Raw genomic sequence first — 17,887 nt, 5'->3', positions numbered from 1 at the left:
CCATCGCGATGATGGCCTCGACGATGGCGACGGCGGAGGCGTCGTCGGGCACCTGGGAGATGAAGAAGCGGTCGATCTTCAGCTCGTGGATGGGCAGGCGCCGCAGATAGAGCAGGCTCGAATAGCCGGTGCCGAAATCATCGACCGAGAAGCGCACCCCACGGGCGGCGAGGGCGTCCATGATCCGGGCGACTTCCTCGGTGTCGCGGATCAGCAGGTTCTCGGTGATCTCGAGGGTCAGACGTGCCGGGGCGACGCCTTCCCGGTCGAGTGCGGCGAGAACGTCGGTCACGAAGGCGGGATCGCGGAACTGCCGCGGGCTGACATTGACCGACAGGCGCCAGTCCGGACGGTCCGCGCCGATGCGGGCCATCAGCCGGGCGGTTTCGCCCAGCAGCCAGCGGCCGAGCGGGACGATCAGGCCGGAGGTTTCGGCGACGCCGACGAAGCGGTCGGGCGGGGCGAGCCGGCCGTCGCGCCCGCGCAGGCGGAGCAGGGCCTCGGCGCTGGAGGGCGCGCCGGCGGCATCGACCTGGTCTTGCAGCCAGATCGCGAAGCGATCCTCCTTCAGCCCGTTTCTGATATCGTCCTCGATGGCGTGACGGTCGAGGATGGACTGGTGCATCGCCGGGCGGAACATCACCACGTCGCCCTCGCCGGACTTGGCCCGGTACATCGCGGTGTCCGCCTCGCGGATCAGCGTGTCGATCGTGTCCGCCGGTTTCGGAAACAGGGTGAAGCCGACGCTGGCGCCGAGGTGATAATGCCGCTCGCCGATCGAGATGGGCTGGCTGGTCATCGCCTCGATCAGGGCGCGGCCGGCCGTGGTGGCACGGGCGGAGGCCGCTTCGGCGGAGGCGTCTGACGGGGCGAGCACGACCACGAATTCATCGCCGCCGATGCGCGCGATCGTGTCGCCGGCGCCGGTGACGACGCGCAGCCGGCGCGCGGTCTCCCCAGCGCGGCATCGCCGGCGCTGTGGCCGAGCATGTCGTTGATCGTCTTGAAGCGGTCGAGATCGATGAACAGCAGGGCGCCGTGGCCGCCCTCCGCCGCGCCTCGTCGAGCGCGGCGCCGAGGCGCTCGTTGAGCAGGCGGCGGTTGGGCAGCTCGGTCAGCGGATCGAGATGGGCGAGGCGGTAGATCTGTTCCTCGGCCGCGTGATGCTCGGTGATGTCGATCCAGACGCCGGCGATGGCGGCGGGGTTTCCGGCGTCGTCGCGTTGCAGCGTCAGCTCGTCGCGAATCCATCGGAACCCGCCATTGCGATGGCGCACGCGGTAGCGGTGGATGTGGTGCCCGGCGGCGATGGCGAGGGCGACGCCCTGCCCGGCCCGCGGCAGGTCGTCGGGGTGGACATGATCGCGCCACCAATCCGGTCCGCGAACCTCTTCGGGCGCGTAACCCAGCAGGCCGGCGATGTTGCGGCTGATTTCGAGCGGGATGGCGCCACCCTCGCGCAGGGACAGGGTGTAGAGCACCGTGCCGCTCGCCGCGAGGAGCCATTCGATGCGCCGCTCGCTCATCGAGCTGGCGTTGAGGGCGGCGTCGCGCTCCTGCCGGGTGGCGACGTCGCGCAGCGCCTTGGTCAGGTTCGCCGTCAGCTCGACCAGCAGGGCCTGTTCCTCCTCGCCGAAGGCCATCGGGTTGGAGGAATAGAGCGTGAACACCGCCGGCGCCGGGGTCGCCGGCAGGCCGATCGGCAACGCCATGCAGGCCCGGAAGCCGGCTTCGTGCGCCCAGGCGCTCCAGGGCTCGAAGCGCGGATCGACCGCGATGTCGCGCCAGCGGGAAATCCGGCCTCGCGGATGGCGGTGCCGGCCGGCCCGCGGCCCATCGGCGTGTCGGACCAGGAGAGCCGGAGCCGCTCGACATAGGCCACGCCATTGCCGGCGCTGGCGGCAATGTGGATCGGCCGGCCGGGCTCGTCGCCGGCGAGGCCGATCCAGCACGTGTCGTAACCGCCGGTCTCGACGGCGAGGCGGCAGAGCGCGGCGTGGAGCGCCTCGGCGGTGGCGAGGCCGGCGAAGGCCTCGGTCGTGGCGTGGATGGTGCGCAGGGTGCGGTTGGCGCGTTCCAGCGCGTCCTCGCGCAGCCGTCCCATCAGCAGCGGCGCGAGCCGGGCCAGGAAATCCTGCACGAGGCGGCCGGTTTCCTCGGGGATGAGGGGCGTTTCGAAATCGAGCACGAGGCCGAAGCGGCGGTCGGCGAGGTCGAACGGATAGGCGAGCTGGCGCCTTATGCCGGCGCGGAACAGGGCCCTGAGATGAACGTGATGCGGAATGTCGTCGATGTCGGCTAGCGGTCCGGAATCGACGATGCGGTCTTCGGCGAGGCCGGCGCCGAAGCTGACATCGTCGACCGCGTGGCCGCCGGGCCAGCGGGTCATGTCGAAGCCGCGCAGCGCGCTGTCGGGGCTGACATGGGCGGTGACGTATTCGATCAGCCGGTAGGTCGGGTGGTAGCCGGCGAGGAAGCAGAGCGAGGCGCCGGTGCGCTCGGCGCAATGGGCCAGCGCCCGGTCGACCGCCTCGTCGAAGCCGGCGGCGCCGGCGATCTCCTCGGACAGGCGGTTCCAGTAGGCGAGGTCGGCGGCGATGCGGGTCTGGCGGAGCGTGGTCCGGCGGTGTTCGAGTTCGCCGCTCGCCGCCTCGGCCAGATCGGCCAGGAACAGCCGGCCGCGCCTGGCGAAGGACAGGTGCGGCAGGGGCGAGAAGACGCAGACCGCGCCGACCGGCTCGCTGTCCGGCAGGGTGAGGCGGCGAGCGGCGAAAAAGCGGATATGCGGCGGGCCGGCGACCAGCGGATCGGCGGCAAAGCGCGGATCGGCGCCGGCATCGGGCAGGACGAGACCGCCATCGTCACGGCATGCGGCATCGAGGATCGCGCTGCCGCGGGGCAGCCGGGCGAGGCTGGTGCCATAGGTGGCGGCGAGTCGCAGCGCCTGGCCCTCGACCAGGAAGACGAGCGCCGCCGGGAGGTCGAGCCCATGCGCGGCGAGCCGGGCGATGCGGTGGAGCGGCGACGCGGGCGGCGGGCCGCGCTCGTGGCGCGCCGCCATCTCTCGCGGCGCCGGATCGAACTCAGTGCGGACATGCCGCCCCGCTCCGGGGTGTCGCGGCCCGGCCCGCCCCTGGGCGGACCGACGCATCGCCGCGCCACGACAGCATCGGCCGCAGGACAATGTCACCCGCGTTCCGTCGCCGTCCGGCATGATGTCGTCCTGTTGTTGCAATATGTGTGATCGTTCCAAAATGTGACTTGTTTGTAAACAAATTTGCATAAAAATCAACGCGAAACACAATAAAACCTGACGTAAAAGCAACCTCCCCGCCACCGGCCGGCACGGCGGCGCCGGATAGGAGAGAAGCGTTCCCTGTTCCGAAGTTCGACCCATCGACTTGGCCCCGGAGATGTCCGGGGGTTCTTTTTTCTCCCCTGCGACAGGTTCCGGCCTATGATCGGGCGATGACGACGGGCGAGATTGCGACAATCGGCTACGAGGCCTGCGGGTTCGACGATTTCGTGCGGTGCCTGCGCGATGCGGGCATCCGCCAGGTGATCGACGTGCGTGACCTGCCGCTGTCGCGCCGCGCGGGGTTCTCGAAGCGCGGCCTGGACGCGGGGCTGGCGGCGGCCGGGATCGGCTACCGGCATCTCAAGGCGCTGGGCACGCCGGCCGAGGGACGGGAGGCCAACCGGCGGCGGCAATGGGATGCGTTCTGGCGCATCGTCGAGGCGCGGCTGGCAACGCCGGAGGCCGGTTTCGCCCTTGCCCAGGCGGCGTCATGGGCGGCAGAGGCGGCCTCCTGCCTGCTCTGCTACGAGGCTTCGGCCTGCCAGTGCCATCGGCTGCGGGTGGGCGAACTGCTGGAAGCACGATATGGATTCAGGATCAGGCATCTCAGCGTGCACGGCTCTACCCCGTCACCCTGAGACAGGATTGATACGATTTCGTGACGATTGCCTTAATTCTGCCACGCATGGCAGCCATCCAACTGGATCATGGACACATCAAAAGGATGCGCCCAGGCGGCGAGGGTGCGGCAGGCGGGCGGGGCGATGCGCCTCGGGTTCGTCGTGCTGTGCAGTTTCGGGCTGGTCTCGTGCGCCGGGCTGCATCCGGTGAACGGGCTTGCCCTGCCGCCGCCGCCGCCCCGGCCGGCAGCGCCCGCGGCACCGCATGGGATCGCGGCGGCGGCGAGGTTGCAGGCGATGAAGCCGATCGCGGTGGCGGCGGTGCGGCACCCGCCGATGGATTTGTCCGGGCGCAGCGAGGTGGGCCGGGCATCGTTCTACGCCGCCCGCCTGCGCGGGCGCAGGACCGCCGACGGGCAACGGTTCAATCCCAGGGCCGCCGTTGCCGCCAGTAAGACGCTGCCGCTCGGCACCGTGGCGCGGGTGGTCAACCTCACCAACGGCACCAGCGCCACCGTCACCGTTGACGATCGCGGCCCCTTCGTCGCGAGCCGGATGCTCGATGTCAGCCCCGCCGTCGCGGTGCGGCTGGGGATGCTGCGGGAGGGGGTGGCGAGAGTGCTGGTCGAGCCGATCGCGATCCCCGAGCCGAATGGCGAGGTCAGGCTGGGGGCAGGCGCCGCCCTCGTCACGCCGGCGGAGATCCATCAAGCGGTGCTGACGAGCCGGCAGATCATGCGCCGGGCCGATCCTTCCGCCGCCAGCCGTTGAGCCGGCGCCGCCGGGCCGTTCACTGGACGATGCGCGCGTAACCTGCGACGCGCTCCCGACGAAAGCTATGCGAACCATGCGGGAGATGCGGATGCCGTGCGAGAGCGAGCAGGCCGGACCCGGCGCCGGGCCAAGGCGCGGGCGCCGATGATGGTGCCGGAGGGCGCGCGATGACGCCGGTGATCGTCGTATTCGCCCGCGTGCCGCGCCTTGGCGTCGGCAAGCGGCGGCTGGCGCAGCGGATCGGCGACCGCGCCGCCCTGCGCTTCGCGCGCGGGCAACTGGCGCGGCTGCTTGGCGAGCTGCGCGGGCTGCGCGGGGTCTGCCGCATCGTCGCGATGACGCCGGACCATCACGCGCGGTTCGCGGCAGGCGGTTTCGGGCGGATCGGCCAGGGGCGCGGCGATCTTGGCGCGCGGATGGGCCGGGTGTTCCGCCGGTTTCCGCGGCGGGCGGTCATCATCGTCGGCAGCGATATTCCCGGCATTGCGCGGGAGGATCTGCGCCGGGCGGCGACAAGCCTGCGCGGCGCGGATGCGGTGTTCGGCCCGGCGGCCGATGGCGGCTACTGGCTGATCGGCCTGTCCGGCAGGCGGCCGGCCGATCCGTTCGGCGGGGTCCGGTGGTCGAGCGAGGACACGCTCGCCGATACGCTGCGCAATTTCCGGCGCCATCGCGTGGCGATGCTGCGGACACTCGCCGATGCCGACACGGCGATCCCCTCGCCGCCCCGCTTCGGGCCGCGGGGCTGAGATCGCCGGTCCGGCGCGATCGAATGATGCTCTAATTTCCACTTTCAATCTGAAATCCGTCAGATTTCAGATTCTGGACACTAACGTCGAGCATCGTTCTCCTGACCGAGAGCGGCGAGACGGGCCGCGAGATCGGCGGCGCGGAGGCCCGCGGCCAGCACCAGCTTGTCGCGCGCCTGCGCGCCGGCGCGCAGCGCGAGCCGGGACGGGCTGAGCCCGAGACCGTCGGCCAGGGCCTTCAGCACCGCCGCGTTGGCGCGGCCCTCCTGCGGCGGCGCGGCGACGGCGACGCGCAGGCGCGCGGGCGGCCAGCCCGGCGATGGCGGGGCCTCGACGATGGGGCCGAAACGCGGGCGGCGCGCGCCCGGCTGCACTTTCAGCGCCACCAGAAGGCCGGCCGCGCTGTCGAGCCAGAAGGGGGATGGCGGGGACGCGGTCATCGGCGGCGGCGGCGGGTCGTGCCGCGCCAGATGCAACGGCGGGTATCGATTCCGATTTTGCGGTGCCGCGAGAACTGCGCCGAATCGGAACAGCGAGAGGATGTCGCCCGTGCGGGCGGATTGCCGAGGCGTCGAAAAAGTTCAGGAAATATCAACAAAAATTCAATCCGTTACTTGTTTTCACAACTTGCGGCACCTGGCTACCACCAATTCATCCGTCATCCATCATAACTCAACCCTTCGGAATGAGAGATGGCGGACGATCCGCAGAAACATCGACGCCGATGGAACGACCTGAGGATTCTTTTGGGAGGAACGATGGTCAACATCTACACCAGGCGCGAAGGCCCACGACCTGAAGACGCGCGGATGCGCAAGGTGCTGCAGGAAAACCGGGCGACGATCACGCGCATCGCCGATCATATCACCGCGGGCGGCTATTCGGCGCGCAAGGCGCCGAAGCCCGAACCGCAGGCGCGCGGCCTGATCATCAGCACAGGCGGGGCGAGCCGGCCGGAGGCGGAGGTGGCGGCGCCGGCGGTGCGGATCAGCGTCAATGGCCGCGTCTGCATCGTCGATGGCAATAGCGGCTACCAGCTTCATCATGTGGGCAATGTGGTCCGGCGCGGGGCCGCGGAGGTGTTCGTGCTGGCGAGTGCGGCGAACGGCTTCATCGCCCCGGCGGCGCCGGAGATCGTGGCGAGCCTGACCGAGCTGGACGGAATGCGGCTCGACCCGGAGCGGGGGGAGGACGAACTGGCCGAAGAGATCGGCGTTCGGCTCGGCATTGGTTGACACTCTTGCCGCCCGCCGCACGCCGCCGCAGCGGGCGGGCGGCAAAATGACGGTGCCGGCAGCGCCCGGGGCGGCCGATTATGACGAACGGGCAACGATGGAAGCCTGGGAGCGGCTGCTCGCCGGCGAGCCGCATTGCGCGCGCGGTGTCAGCGTGCGCACGCTGATCGGGGAATCATGGTCACGCTGCGCCTCGTGCGGGATCGACGCGCAGCAGGGCGAGGCGCCGCTGAACCGCGAGATCGAGGCGCTGATCGAGCGCAACCGCGACCTGATGCGCGCGGCGCGGCGCAGCTTCGGGACGATCGGGCGGCTGCTGGAGGGAACCGGCGCGATGCTGGTGCTGGCCGATCGCGACGGCGTGCTGCTCGACGCGATGGGCGATCGGCGCACCCTGCATGACGGCATGGACATCAATCTCGCGATCGGCGGGACCTGGACCGAGGATGTCGTCGGCACCAACGGGATCGGCACCGCGCTCTGGGCCGGCGTGCCGGTGTTCGTGCATGCCGCCGAGCATTTCTGCGCCGGGATCAAGAGCTGGACCTGCGCCGGCGCGCCGATCCGCGATCCGTTCGACAGCAGCATCATCGGCGTGGTCGATCTCTCCGGCCATCCGGACATTTTCCGGCCGCACAATATCGGGCTGGTTGTCGCCGCGGCGCAGGAGATCGAGAAGGCGCTGGCCGAGCAGCGCAACGAGGAACGCGCCCGGCTGCTGGAGGCGTTCATTTCCTCGGCGACGGATTACCGGCGCAGCGACGGGCTGCTGATCGTCGATCATCGGGGGCGGCCGGTCTATTGCCACAATGTCGCGGAAAGCACGCTGCACGCCTTCCGCGCCGATACCACGGACGAGACCGCGGAGCGGCGGCTCGAACGCTTTCTCGCCGGGCGGGCCGGCGGCGATGAGCTGCCCGCCGCGCTGCGGCGCTGCCATGTCAGCTCGCTGAAGGCGGAGAACGGCATTTGCGGCGCGGCGCTAGTGTTTCCCGAACGCGTCCCCCGCCCGGCCACCCCGGCGGGAGGGATACCCGCCGGCGTGGAGGGGAGCGCGCCGCAGATCATTGGCGAAAGCCCCGCGCTGCATCATGCGGTGGAGATCGCCCGCAGGGTCGCGGCGACTCCGGGTGTGACCTCCGTGCTGATCGAGGGCGAGACCGGGGTGGGCAAGGAGCTGTTCGCACGGCTGATCCACGAGGGCAGCCAGCGGACGCCGGGCAGCCCGTTCATCACGCTCAATTGCGGCGGCATCACCCGCGAGCTGTTCGGCAGCGAGCTGTTCGGCCACATGCCGGGCGCCTTTACCGGCGCGAGCCGGGAGGGCAAGCCGGGGGTGTTCGAGCTGGCGCATGGCGGCACGCTCTGCCTCGACGAGATCGGCGAGATGCCGATGGAAATCCAGCCCTTCCTGCTGCGGGTGCTGGAGGAGCGGGTGGTGCGCCGGCTGGGGGACAGCCGGACGCGGCCGGTGGAGGTGCGGCTCATCGCCTCGACCAACCGCGACCTGCGCCGCGAGGTCGAGGCCGGGCGGTTCCGGCGGGACCTGTTCTACCGGATCAGCACGGTGACGATCGAGGTGCCGCCGCTGCGCGCGCGCGGCGACGACGCGCTGCTGCTGGTCGCGCATTTCAACAACCGCATCGCCGCGCGCCTGCGCGCGGCTCCGCTGGTCTTCGATGCGCAGGCGCTGGAGGCGCTGCGCGCCCACCCCTGGCCGGGCAATGTGCGCCAGCTGCGCAACCTGATGGAGAAGCTGCATATCCTGCGCCATGACGGGCGCGTGCGGCACGCCGACCTGCCGGCGGAGTTCCACGACGCGCCGCCGCGCGAGAGGATGCCGGAGGCGATGGCGGCGGCGCCCAGCATCGAGGAGGCGGAGCGGCTGGCGATCTGCAACATGTTGCGGGCGGAGGGCGGCAATCTGAGCCGGGCGGCGCAGCGGCTCGGGATTTCGCGGCCGACGCTGTATCGCAAGCTCGACCAGTTCGGCATCCGCCGCGGCTTCGTCTGACCGCGCGGCGGCGGACCCCTCAGGCGTTCTTCAGATAGGCATCGTATTCCACATCCGAGATGCGGCGGCGGAATTCGGCGATTTCCTGGCGCTTGCAGGCGGCGAAGATGGACTGGAAGGCCGCACCGAAGATGGCGCCGGCGCGGGGCGAACCGGCGAAGCGCTCGGTCGCCTGGCTCCAGGCGATCGGCAGGCGCGGCGCCGTGGCGGCCACCTTGTCGCCGAAGGTTTCATCGCCGGGATCGGCCCCCTCCCCGATCCCTGCCTCGATCGCGCCGAGCAGGGCGGCGAGGACGAGATAGGGGTTGCAGTCGGCCCCGGCGACGCGGTGCTCGATGCGGGCGGCGGCGGGATCGGCGTTGATCACCCGGATCGAGGACATGCGGTTGTCGTGCCCCCAGTCGCCGAAGACGGGCGCATGGGTGCCGGGGGCGAAGCGGCGATAGGAATTGGCGTGCGGGGCGAAGGTCAGCATCGTGTCCGGCATCGCCGCGACCAGGCCGCCGAGCGCGTGATAGAGCAACGGGGCGGCGCGCGCCTCATCGCCGGTGAAGACGTTGCGCCCGGCGCGGTCGAGCAGCGAGACATGGACATGCATGCCGCTGCCGGCCCAGTTGCCGAAGGGCTTGGCCATGAAGGTCGCGGCGAGGCCGTGCTTGCGGGCGATCTGCTTGACCGCGCGCTTGAACAGCACGGCGTCGTCGGCGATGCGCAGCGCATCCGCCGCGTAGTGCAGCGTGACCTCGAACTGGCCGGGGCCGTTCTCGCTGATCAGCGTGTCGAGCGCGATCGACTGGGCGTCCGCCGCGCGCAGCAGGTCGCGCAGCACGGGTTCGTAATCGTGGATTTCCCACAGGCCGAGCGTGTCGGTCTGCCAGCCGCGCCAGTGGCTTTCATCGGCGCCGCGCGGGGCGACGCGCTGGCCGCCGGTGCGGTTGGGATCGAGCAGGTAGAATTCCAGCTCGACGCCGACCGCCGCGGTGAGGCCGCGCGCGGCGAGCGTGCCGATCACGCGGGAGAGCACGCCGCGCGGATCGGCGTAGAACAGCGCGCCGTCCGGCTCCTGCATGGTCAGCAGCGCCTGGGCGGCGCGGCCCTCGGCCCAGGGCATGATGGCGACGCTGTGCGGCACGGCGAAGCACTTGCCGTCCGGGTCGCCGGTGTCGAAGGCGATGCCGCCCTCGACGATGTCCCGCCCCCAGATGTCGAGCAGATAGGCCGAGCGCGGCAGGGCGATGCCGCCGGCGAACAGCGCCTCCGCCCGGTCGCGCTGGAGCCATTTGCCGCGGGGGACGCCGTTCACGTCGATGATGAACGCCTCGATCAGCTCGCAATCGGCGAGCAGCGCGCGCGGATCGCCCGGCGCCGCCGGCGCGTCCATCTCAGGCCGCCATCTCGGCGCGGACCGCGTCCATCGTCGCTGCGATGGCGCGGCGGGCGCGGGCGACCATGTCGTCGATCTCCGCGGCGCTGATGGTCAGCGGCGGGGCGAAGACCATCGTGTCGCGCACCGCGCGCATGACGAGATCGTTGGCGAAGCAATGGTCGCGGCAGATCGTGCCGACGCGGCCGGTTTTCTCGAAGAAGCGGCGGGTGCGGCGGTCGGCGGTCAGCTCGATCGCGCCGATCAGGCCGACGCCGCGGATCTCGCCGACGATCGGCAGATCGTCCAGCGCGGCGCGCAGCTTTTCGCGCAACATCTCGCCGCTGGCGGCGGCGCGGGCGGCGAGCCCCTCGCGCTCGATGATGTCGAGATTGGCGAGGGCGACGGCGCAGGAGACCGGATGACCGGAATAGGTGAAGCCGTGATAGAACTCGCCGGTCTCGTTGATCAGCACGTCCGCCACGCGATCGCCCACCATGACGGCGGAGAGCGGCGCGTAGCCGGAGGTGATGGCCTTGGCGAGGGTCATCATGTCGGGCGCAATGCCGAAGGTTTCGCAGCCGAACATGCGCCCGGTGCGGCCGAAGCCGCAGATCACCTCGTCGGCGATCAGCAGGATGTCGTTCTCGCGGCAGATGCGCTGGATTTCCGGCCAGTAGGTCGCGGGCGGAATGATGACGCCGCCGGCGCCCTGGATCGGCTCGCCGATGAAGGCGGCGATGTTGTCGGCGCCGAGTTCGGCGATCTTCGCCTCGAGCGCGCGGGCGGCGTGCCGGCCGAATTCGTCCGGGTCCATCTGGCTGCCGCGGCCATACCAGTAGGGCGGCATGATATGGGCGAAATCGGGCAGTGCCGCGCCCTGGCGGTGCATGTCCTTCACTCCGCCGGCGGCGGCGCCCAGCGTGGTCGAGCCGTGATAGCCGTAGTCGCGGCCGATGATGATGCGCTTGGCGGGCTTGCCGCGGGTGATCCAGTAGGTGCGGGCCATGCGCAGCGCGGTATCGACCGCCTCCGATCCCGAGCAGGCGAAGAAGGCGTGATTCAGGTCGCCCGGCGCCATCGCGGCGAGGCGCTCGGCCAGGGCGATGACCGGGCGCGTCGAGGTCTTGAAAAACGTGTTGTAGAAGGGCAGCGCGCGCATCTGCGCCGCCGCCGCCTCGACGAGTTCGGCCCGGCCATAGCCGGCGGCGACGCACCAGAGCCCGGCCATCGCATCGAGAATGCGGTTCCCCTGATCGTCGGTCAGCCAGACGCCGTCGCCCGCGGTGATGATCCGCACCCGCCCCTCGTGGAGGGATTTGTGGTCGGAGAAGGGGTGGAGGTGGTGGGCGGCATCGGCGTGCTGCCAGTCGAGGGCGAGGGTCTGGTCTTGCATGAGTAGCTCCGTTCTGTCGTGCGTGGGGTGCGGCGCGGGCCGCGTGACGGCAACGATCAGGAACGGGGCGGGCTGAAACCGATGCGGGCGCACAGGCGCAGCATCTCGGCATGCAGGTCGAGGCCGGCGCGGGGGGAGACGGGCTGGCGCCGCGCGCCAGGGAGGGACGGAGCCGGCGCTGGTGGACCGGAGCAAAACATCACCAATGGAGAGTATCGGCTCCGGCCGCGCGGTTCAACCGGAATGTGCCGGGTCAGAAGCTCGGCGGCGTGTTGGCGCTGATCACCTCGCAGGGCGCGTCGAACGGGTTGCGGAAGCGATGCGGGATGCGGCTGCGGAAATAATAGGCATCGCCGGCGCCGAGGGCGCGCTCCTGGTCGCCCACGGTGACGAGGAGGCGGCCGCTGACGATCACGCCCGCCTCCTCGCCCTCGTGGCGGAGCATGGATTCGCCGGTATCGGCGCCGGGGGCGTAGGTTTCGTGCAGCATCTGCAGCGCGCGATCCTTCAGGCGGCGGCCGACCATGCGGAAGGAGATCCGCTCGCCGAAAGCGATTTCGGTGAGGTCGGCGGCGGTGAAGAACACGTCTTCCGGGGCGGCGAGATCGAGGGTGAAGAACTCGGCGAGCGACATCGGGATGCCGTCGAGAATCTTCTTCAGCGAGGAGATCGACGGGCTGACCCGGCCCTGCTCGATCAGCGAGATGGCGCCGTTGGTGACGCCGGCGCGGCGGGCCAGCTCGCGCTGGGTGAGGCCGAAGACCTGGCGCATCCGCCGCAGCCGCACGCCGACGCCGGATTCTTCCCCGGCATCGGCATCGGCGGCGGGCGGCGAGAGGCGGTCCGGTTCGGGCGGGGCCGGCGCGTCGGCGTCCATGCTCAGGCGAGAACCCGCTCGACCGGCAGCAGCTCGTGGCCGAGGGCGGCGGCGACGGCGGGATGGACGATCCGCCCCTCGGCGACGTTGAGCCCGGCGCGCAGATGCGGGTCGGCGCGCAGCGCCTCGCGCCAGCCCTGCCCGGCGAGGCGCAGCGCGTAGGGCAGCGTCGCCTGGGCGAGGGCGAAGGTCGAGGTGCGGGGCACCGCGCCCGGCATGTTGGCGACGCAGTAATGCACCACGCCGTCGACCACGTAGGTCGGGTTGTCATGCGTGGTGGGCTTGCTGGTTTCGAAGCAGCCGCCCTGGTCGATCGCGACATCGACCAGCACGGCGCCGCGGCGCATGTGGCCGAGCATGTCGCGCGTGACCAGCTTCGGCGCCGAGGCGCCGGGGACGAGCACCGCGCCGATGACGAGATCGGCGTTGAAGACGGTCTGCTCCAGCGCCTCGGTGGTCGAGAACATGGTTTTCAGCCGCGGGCCGTAGAGATCGTCGAGCTGGGCGAGGCGGGCGATCGACTTGTCGAGGATGGTGACGTCGGCGCCCATGCCCAGCGCGATGCGCGCCGCGTTGGTGCCGACCACGCCGCCGCCGAGCACGACGACATGCGCCGGCGGCACGCCGGGCACGCCGGCGAGCAGGACGCCGAACCCGCCGGCAGCCTTCTGCAGCGACACCGCGCCGACCTGCACCGCCATGCGGCCGGCGACCTCGCTCATCGGCGCGAGCAGCGGCAGGCGGCCCTGCGCGTCGGTCACGGTTTCGTAGGCGATGGCGATGGCGCCGGACTCCATCAGCAGCTTCGCCTGCGCGGGATCGGGGCGAGGTGGAGATAGGTGAACAGGATCTGGCCGGGGCGCAGGCGGCGGCATTCGACGGGCTGCGGCTCCTTCACCTTCACGATCATCTCGGCTTCGGCGAACACGGTCGCGGCATCCGGGGCGATGGCGGCGCCGGCGCGGACATAGGCCGCATCGTCCATGCCGATTCCCTCGCCCGCGCCGGTCTCGACCAGAACGCGATGGCCATGGGCGTGCAGCTCGCGCACCGAAGCGGGCGTGAGGCCGACCCTGAATTCGTTGTTCTTGATCTCCCGCGGAACGCCGATCAGCATGGGCAGGATCCTTTCGCGACGGTGATGTTTAGAATAATCATCACAGCCTAGCCGCGCCCCCTGCCCCGCGCAACCGAATCAGGCGGGATTTCGGCGGAACGATCGGATCTTTCAACGACAGCGTTGCGAAGGCGGGTGATATGTCGCGGACCGCCCCCGGTCTCGTTGATTATTCTTGACGATCATCTTGCGTTTGGCGATGCTTCCGAGACGGGGAACGAAAGCCGGCACAAAGGCCGAACCGCACCGCCGGCGCGATCCGGCGGGAGGGCTGGGAGAGACCATGGAACGCACCAATGCGCCGCCGGGACGCGGCGCCGCGGCCACATCCTTGCGGGGGGCTTGCGGCCAATGGCGGGACCGCTAGTCTCGGCAGCCATGAAAGCGCAGCATGCCGCAAGCGGGCCGGAGGTGGCCGAGAGGCGCGGGCAGATCGTTCTCGAAGACATCAGCCGCGTGTTCGCCGCCGATGCCATCGCTGTCGACCGGGTCAATCTCGTGATCCATCCGGGCGAGTTCTTCACCCTGCTCGGCCCCTCGGGCTGCGGCAAGACGACGTTGCTGCGCATGATCGCCGGCTTCGAGACGCCGGATTCCGGGCGCATCCTGGTCTCCGGTCGGGAAATGCAAGCGGTGCCGGCGCATCATCGGCCGGTGAACACGGTGTTCCAGTCCTACGCGCTGTTCCCGCATCTGAGTGTCGCGGAGAATATCGGTTTCGGGCTCAGGATGCGGCGCATCGCCCGCGCCGAGCGGCGCACGCGCACGCGGCGGATCATGGAGCTGCTGCAGATCGACGCCTTCGCCGACCGCAACCCGGCACAGCTTTCCGGCGGGCAGCGCCAGCGCGTCGCCCTCGCCCGCGCGCTGGTCAACGAGCCGGAGGTGGTGCTGCTCGACGAGCCGCTTTCGGCGCTCGACGCCAAGCTGCGGGCGGAATTGCAGGTCGAGCTGATGCGGATGCAGAAGCGGCTTGGCATGACGTTCATCTTCGTCACCCACGACCAGCACGAGGCGCTGGTGATGAGCGACCGGATCGGGGTGATGCAGCGCGGCCGGCTGCTCCAGGTCGGGCCGGTGCTGGATGTCTACGAGCGGCCATCGAGCGTGTTCGTCGCCGAGTTTCTCGGCCTGTCGAACATCTGGCCGGTTACGCCGCTGCCGGGAGGGCTGATCGAGACGCCGCTCGGCAGGCTGGCGATCGGCGCGCCCGATCCGGCGCGCGGCACGGCGATGATCCGCCCCGAGAAAATCTGGATGTACGGCGAGGGCGGCGCGCCCGCCGGGCGGGCGAACCTGCTGGGCGGCATCGTGCGCGAGGCGATCTATATGGGCGCGTCGACGCAATATCGGGTCGAGCTTGAGAACGGCGCGCCGCTGCTGGTCTATGACACCAACAACCAGGCGGCCGAGCGGAGCTGGCGGCCCGGCGAGGCGGTGACCTGCGAGCTGAAACCCGAAAACATCGTGCTGATCGGCGCATGAGTGCGGCGACCGCCTCGCGGCGCGGGAGTGCGGCGCGGGCCGAACGCTTCGGCCGCGCGGTGCGGCTCTGGGTCACGGCGGGGCCGGGCCTCGCGTGGATCGTGGCGTTCCTCGTGCTGCCGAGCGCGATCCTGCTCGGCATCGGGTTCTTCACCTCGGGCAGCTATGGCGGGCCGGAACTGCCGCTGACGCTTCAGCCGCTGCGCGAGGTCGCCGGCTATTCGATCCTGGGCTGGAGTTCGGGCAACATCACCGTGCTCGCGCGCTCGCTCATCCAGGCGATGAGTGCGGGGGTGCTGACGGTGCTGTTCGCCTATCCGGTGGTGTTCTTCATCGTCACCCGCCCGCCGGCGGCGCGGCCGCTGCTGCTGCTGTTCATCGTGCTGCCGTCCTGGACCAACCAGGTGGTGCGGACCTATGCGTGGATGGAGCTGCTCGGGCCGGAATCGGCCTTGTCTCATCTGGTCCAGTCGCTCGGGCTGCTGCAGCCGCATCTCGGCCTGTTTCCGGGCGTGCTCGCGATGCAGATCGGGCTGACCTACAACTACCTGCCCTACATGGTGGTGCCGCTCTACGCCGCGGCGGAGAAGCTCGACTGGGCGCTGGTCGAGGCCGGGCGGGATCTCTACGCCTCGGGCCCCAGGCTGTTCTGGAACACGGTGTTTCCGCAGACCCTGCCGGGCCTGCTCTCGGGCATCATTCTCGTCGTCATCCCCGCTTTCGGCGATTACGTGGTGCCCACGCTGCTCGGCGGCGGCAAGTCGATGATGATCGGCTCGCTGATCGCCTCGCAATTCCTGGAAACGCCGAACTGGCCCTATGGCGCGGCGCTGACGATCTTCATGCTGGTGTTCACCTGCGCGGGGCTGCTCGCCTTCCGGGTGCTGAGCAAGCGGCTCGGCGGCGCCGAGGAGAGCATGATGTGAGGCGCGGATGATGGGCATCTCGCTGGGAAAATCGACCCGCCGCTCGCTGCTGGCGATGAGCCTGCCGGTTTATGTGCTGCTCTACGCGCCGCTGCTGCTGATCGCGATCTTTTCCTTCGCGCCGCCGCCTCTGGCCAGGGGGCAGACCTTCTACTGGTATGCCGACCTGCTGCATTCGCCCGAGGTGATCGCGGCGTTCCGGCGGTCGCTGACGCTGGCGATCGGCTCTTCGGTGCTGGGGACGGCGCTGGGCACGCTGATGGGCTTCGGCCTGTATCGCTATCGCGACCGCCGCGCGCGGGGCTTCGCGAGCGCGCTGCCGAGCCTGATCATCTATACGCCGATCATCATGCCGAGCCTGGTGTTCGGGATTTCCGAGCTGATCTTCTTCAGCTTCATCCACGGCGCGACCGGGCTGCTCGGCGCGGGGCTGCTGACGATGGGGATCGCGCATGTCACCTTCGAGGCGCCGTTCGTCGCCCTCGTGGTGTTCGCCCGGCTGTCCGGGCTCGATCCGAACATGTTCGAGGCGTCGCACGACCTTTACGCCGATGCGCGGCAATCCTTCCTGCATCTGACCGTGCCGGTGATCCGCCCGGCGATCATCGGCGGGTTCCTGCTCGCCTTCACGCTGTCGATCGACGATTTCACGATCAGCTTCTTCACCGCGGGGCCGGGCAGCACGACGCTGCCGATCTATATCTACAGCGCGGTGGCGCGGAAGGGCGTTTCACCCGACATCAACGCGCTGGCGACGCTGATGATCGCCACCGTGATCGGCACCGGGCTGCTGCAATACGCCTTCACGAGAAACCGGACGCGAAAGCTCGTCGCGCGGCCGGGAGACTGACACGGACGAGCCGCCGGCAAGGCAATGGACGAGGACGCGGCAACGCGGATGGATCAACGCTACAGGAGGTTTTTGATGAAGGGATTGATGGGCAGGATCGCGGGGGGCGCGCTTGCCGCGCTGATCGCGATCGGCGGTGGCGCGCCGGCCGCGCATGCCGCGGGCAAGACGCTCTATCTGTTCAACTGGCAGGACTATATCGGCAAGGGCCTGATCAAGAAGTTCGAGGCCTATTGCGGCTGCAAGGTGGTGCAGACCTATTACGACTCCAACTCGGAGCTTGAGGCGAAGCTGCGCGCGGGCGGGGATTCGCAATATGACGTCGTCGTGCCATCGAGCTACTACATCCCGCAGCTCGTCCAGCAGGGGCTGATCCGCACGCTCGACAAGGCGAAGCTGCCGAACTTCAAGAACCTGCTGCCGCGCTTTCGAAATGTCAGCTACGATCCGCACGACGCGCATGTGGTGCCCTATCAGTGGGGCACGATCGTGATCGGCTACAACAAGGACAAGATCAAGAACCCGCCCGACAGCTGGGCAGCGCTGTTCGATCCGAAATACAATTCGGGCTATCCGTTCTCGATGATGAAGGGCTCGGGGCGCGACCTGATCGGCGCGGCCTGCGCCTATCTCGGCGAAGGCTTCGCCTGCAAGACCAAGGCGGCCTGGATCAAGGCGGCGAAGCTGATCGAGACGCAGGTCAAGCGGCCGAACTTCTCCGGCTTCGTCGACGGCGATCCGACGATGCAGCAGCTCAAGAAGGGCGTGGTCGCGATCGGCATGACCTGGAGCGGCAGCGTCGCGCAGTGCTACGCCGACAAGACCTGCCTGAACATCGGCTGGATTCTGCCGAAGGAAGGCTCGGAAGCCTGGGTGGACAACATGGCGATCCCGACCCATGCGCCCGACCCGGAGCTTGCCTACAAGTTCATCAACTTCATCCTCGGCGCGAAGCAGGGGGCGGAGCTTTCGAACTTCAACATGTATCCGAGCCCGAACGCGGCCTCGGCGCCGTATCTCGACAAGGCGATCAAGCAGCCGCTGGTGACGCCGACGCCGGCGCAGATCAAGCGGCTCAGCTTCCTTCCCGCGCTGACTCCGGCGCAGAGCAAGGAATTCGGTGCGATCTGGACCGCGGTCCGGCAGCACTGAGACACGACGGCGCGCCCAGCCGGGCGCGCCG

General features: G+C 69.6%; 16 protein-coding genes and 2 pseudogenes. 9 read left to right on the top strand and 9 right to left on the bottom strand.

Features of this window, described 5'->3' with window-relative positions:
- The 4 genes and pseudogenes from ACIDOCELLA78_RS94660 to ACIDOCELLA78_RS94645 all read right to left on the bottom strand — a co-directional run.
- Nucleotides 1–901 (bottom strand): bifunctional diguanylate cyclase/phosphodiesterase (locus ACIDOCELLA78_RS94660; protein WP_283770867.1); only part of this gene is annotated, 901 nt, incomplete at its 3' end.
- The gene (locus ACIDOCELLA78_RS94655; RefSeq protein WP_283770866.1) at nt 808–1,251 is read right to left on the bottom strand and encodes a diguanylate cyclase domain-containing protein; all 444 of its coding nucleotides are present in this window, start codon (nt 1,249–1,251) and stop codon (nt 808–810) included. The genes ACIDOCELLA78_RS94655 and ACIDOCELLA78_RS94660, both read right to left, overlap by 94 nt.
- Nucleotides 1,206–1,526 (bottom strand): annotated as a pseudogene (locus ACIDOCELLA78_RS94650) (PAS domain-containing protein); the annotation flags it as partial. The pseudogene ACIDOCELLA78_RS94650 and the gene ACIDOCELLA78_RS94655, both read right to left, overlap by 46 nt.
- 74 nt (nt 1,527–1,600) lie before the next feature.
- Entirely contained in the window at nt 1,601–3,214 is a 1,614-nt protein-coding gene (locus ACIDOCELLA78_RS94645; protein WP_249676576.1) for a GAF domain-containing protein, read from the bottom strand.
- A gap of 254 nt (nt 3,215–3,468) precedes the next feature.
- On the opposite strand from ACIDOCELLA78_RS94645, the gene ACIDOCELLA78_RS94640 reads away from it, so the two are divergent.
- From ACIDOCELLA78_RS94640 to ACIDOCELLA78_RS94630, 3 genes are all read left to right on the top strand, one after another.
- On the top strand, nt 3,469–3,936 hold the full coding sequence (locus ACIDOCELLA78_RS94640) for a DUF488 family protein (RefSeq protein ID WP_201729593.1): 468 nt from the start codon (nt 3,469–3,471) through the stop codon (nt 3,934–3,936).
- 69 nt (nt 3,937–4,005) lie between these two features.
- A complete protein-coding gene (locus ACIDOCELLA78_RS94635; RefSeq protein ID WP_249676572.1) occupies nt 4,006–4,689 on the top strand; it encodes a septal ring lytic transglycosylase RlpA family protein in 684 nt (227 codons plus the stop codon).
- Nucleotides 4,690–4,859: 170 nt separating this feature from the next.
- Nucleotides 4,860–5,441, top strand: coding sequence for a TIGR04282 family arsenosugar biosynthesis glycosyltransferase (locus ACIDOCELLA78_RS94630; protein ID WP_201729592.1), 582 nt, complete (start codon nt 4,860–4,862; stop codon nt 5,439–5,441).
- Nucleotides 5,442–5,521: 80 nt separating this feature from the next.
- Here ACIDOCELLA78_RS94630 and ACIDOCELLA78_RS94625 read toward each other — a convergent pair whose 3' ends face one another.
- Nucleotides 5,522–5,881: a DUF167 domain-containing protein gene (locus ACIDOCELLA78_RS94625; RefSeq protein WP_201729591.1), complete on the bottom strand. Its 360-nt coding sequence runs from the start codon at nt 5,879–5,881 to the stop codon at nt 5,522–5,524.
- Between the two features lie 318 nt (nt 5,882–6,199).
- Between ACIDOCELLA78_RS94625 and ACIDOCELLA78_RS94620 the strand changes: the two genes are divergently transcribed.
- Nucleotides 6,200–6,676, top strand: a complete 477-nt coding sequence (locus ACIDOCELLA78_RS94620; RefSeq protein ID WP_201729590.1) for a hypothetical protein — start codon at nt 6,200–6,202, stop codon at nt 6,674–6,676.
- The gene (locus tag ACIDOCELLA78_RS94615; RefSeq protein ID WP_249676569.1) at nt 6,669–8,690 is read left to right on the top strand and encodes a sigma-54-dependent Fis family transcriptional regulator; all 2,022 of its coding nucleotides are present in this window, start codon (nt 6,669–6,671) and stop codon (nt 8,688–8,690) included. The genes ACIDOCELLA78_RS94620 and ACIDOCELLA78_RS94615 overlap by 8 nt, the downstream gene beginning before the upstream one ends.
- A 19-nt stretch (nt 8,691–8,709) precedes the next feature.
- Here the strand turns inward: ACIDOCELLA78_RS94615 and ACIDOCELLA78_RS94610 are convergent, their stop codons facing one another.
- The 4 genes and pseudogenes from ACIDOCELLA78_RS94610 to ald all read right to left on the bottom strand — a co-directional run bounded on the left by ACIDOCELLA78_RS94610 (nt 8,710) and on the right by ald (nt 13,443).
- Nucleotides 8,710–10,071 (bottom strand): glutamine synthetase family protein, encoded by a 1,362-nt coding sequence (locus ACIDOCELLA78_RS94610; protein ID WP_201729589.1) that lies wholly within the window; start codon nt 10,069–10,071, stop codon nt 8,710–8,712.
- Between the two features lies 1 nt (nt 10,072).
- Nucleotides 10,073–11,449, bottom strand: a complete 1,377-nt coding sequence (locus ACIDOCELLA78_RS94605) for an aspartate aminotransferase family protein (protein WP_201729588.1) — start codon at nt 11,447–11,449, stop codon at nt 10,073–10,075.
- Nucleotides 11,450–11,702: 253 nt separating this feature from the next.
- Entirely contained in the window at nt 11,703–12,326 is a 624-nt protein-coding gene (locus tag ACIDOCELLA78_RS94600) for a cupin domain-containing protein (protein ID WP_201729587.1), read from the bottom strand.
- Nucleotides 12,327–12,328: 2 nt separating this feature from the next.
- Nucleotides 12,329–13,443, bottom strand: a pseudogene (ald, locus tag ACIDOCELLA78_RS94595) (alanine dehydrogenase).
- Between the two features lie 378 nt (nt 13,444–13,821).
- Here ald and ACIDOCELLA78_RS94590 point away from each other — a divergent pair.
- The 4 genes from ACIDOCELLA78_RS94590 to ACIDOCELLA78_RS94575 all read left to right on the top strand — a co-directional run bounded on the left by ACIDOCELLA78_RS94590 (nt 13,822) and on the right by ACIDOCELLA78_RS94575 (nt 17,856).
- Nucleotides 13,822–14,928 (top strand): ABC transporter ATP-binding protein, encoded by a 1,107-nt coding sequence (locus tag ACIDOCELLA78_RS94590; protein WP_249676566.1) that lies wholly within the window; start codon nt 13,822–13,824, stop codon nt 14,926–14,928.
- Nucleotides 14,925–15,854: an ABC transporter permease gene (locus ACIDOCELLA78_RS94585; RefSeq protein WP_201729585.1), complete on the top strand. Its 930-nt coding sequence runs from the start codon at nt 14,925–14,927 to the stop codon at nt 15,852–15,854. Before ACIDOCELLA78_RS94590 ends, ACIDOCELLA78_RS94585 begins: the two co-directional genes overlap by 4 nt.
- 10 nt (nt 15,855–15,864) lie before the next feature.
- Nucleotides 15,865–16,704, top strand: coding sequence for an ABC transporter permease (locus ACIDOCELLA78_RS94580; RefSeq protein ID WP_249676562.1), 840 nt, complete (start codon nt 15,865–15,867; stop codon nt 16,702–16,704).
- A 75-nt stretch (nt 16,705–16,779) separates the two neighbouring features.
- On the top strand, nt 16,780–17,856 hold the full coding sequence (locus ACIDOCELLA78_RS94575) for a spermidine/putrescine ABC transporter substrate-binding protein (RefSeq protein ID WP_201729583.1): 1,077 nt from the start codon (nt 16,780–16,782) through the stop codon (nt 17,854–17,856).
- Nucleotides 17,857–17,887: the final 31 nt, after the last annotated feature.

Source organism: Acidocella sp. C78 (assembly GCF_907164655.1).
Note: the sequence above shows the minus strand (reverse complement) of the source record. Positions and strands in the feature narration are given on the sequence as shown.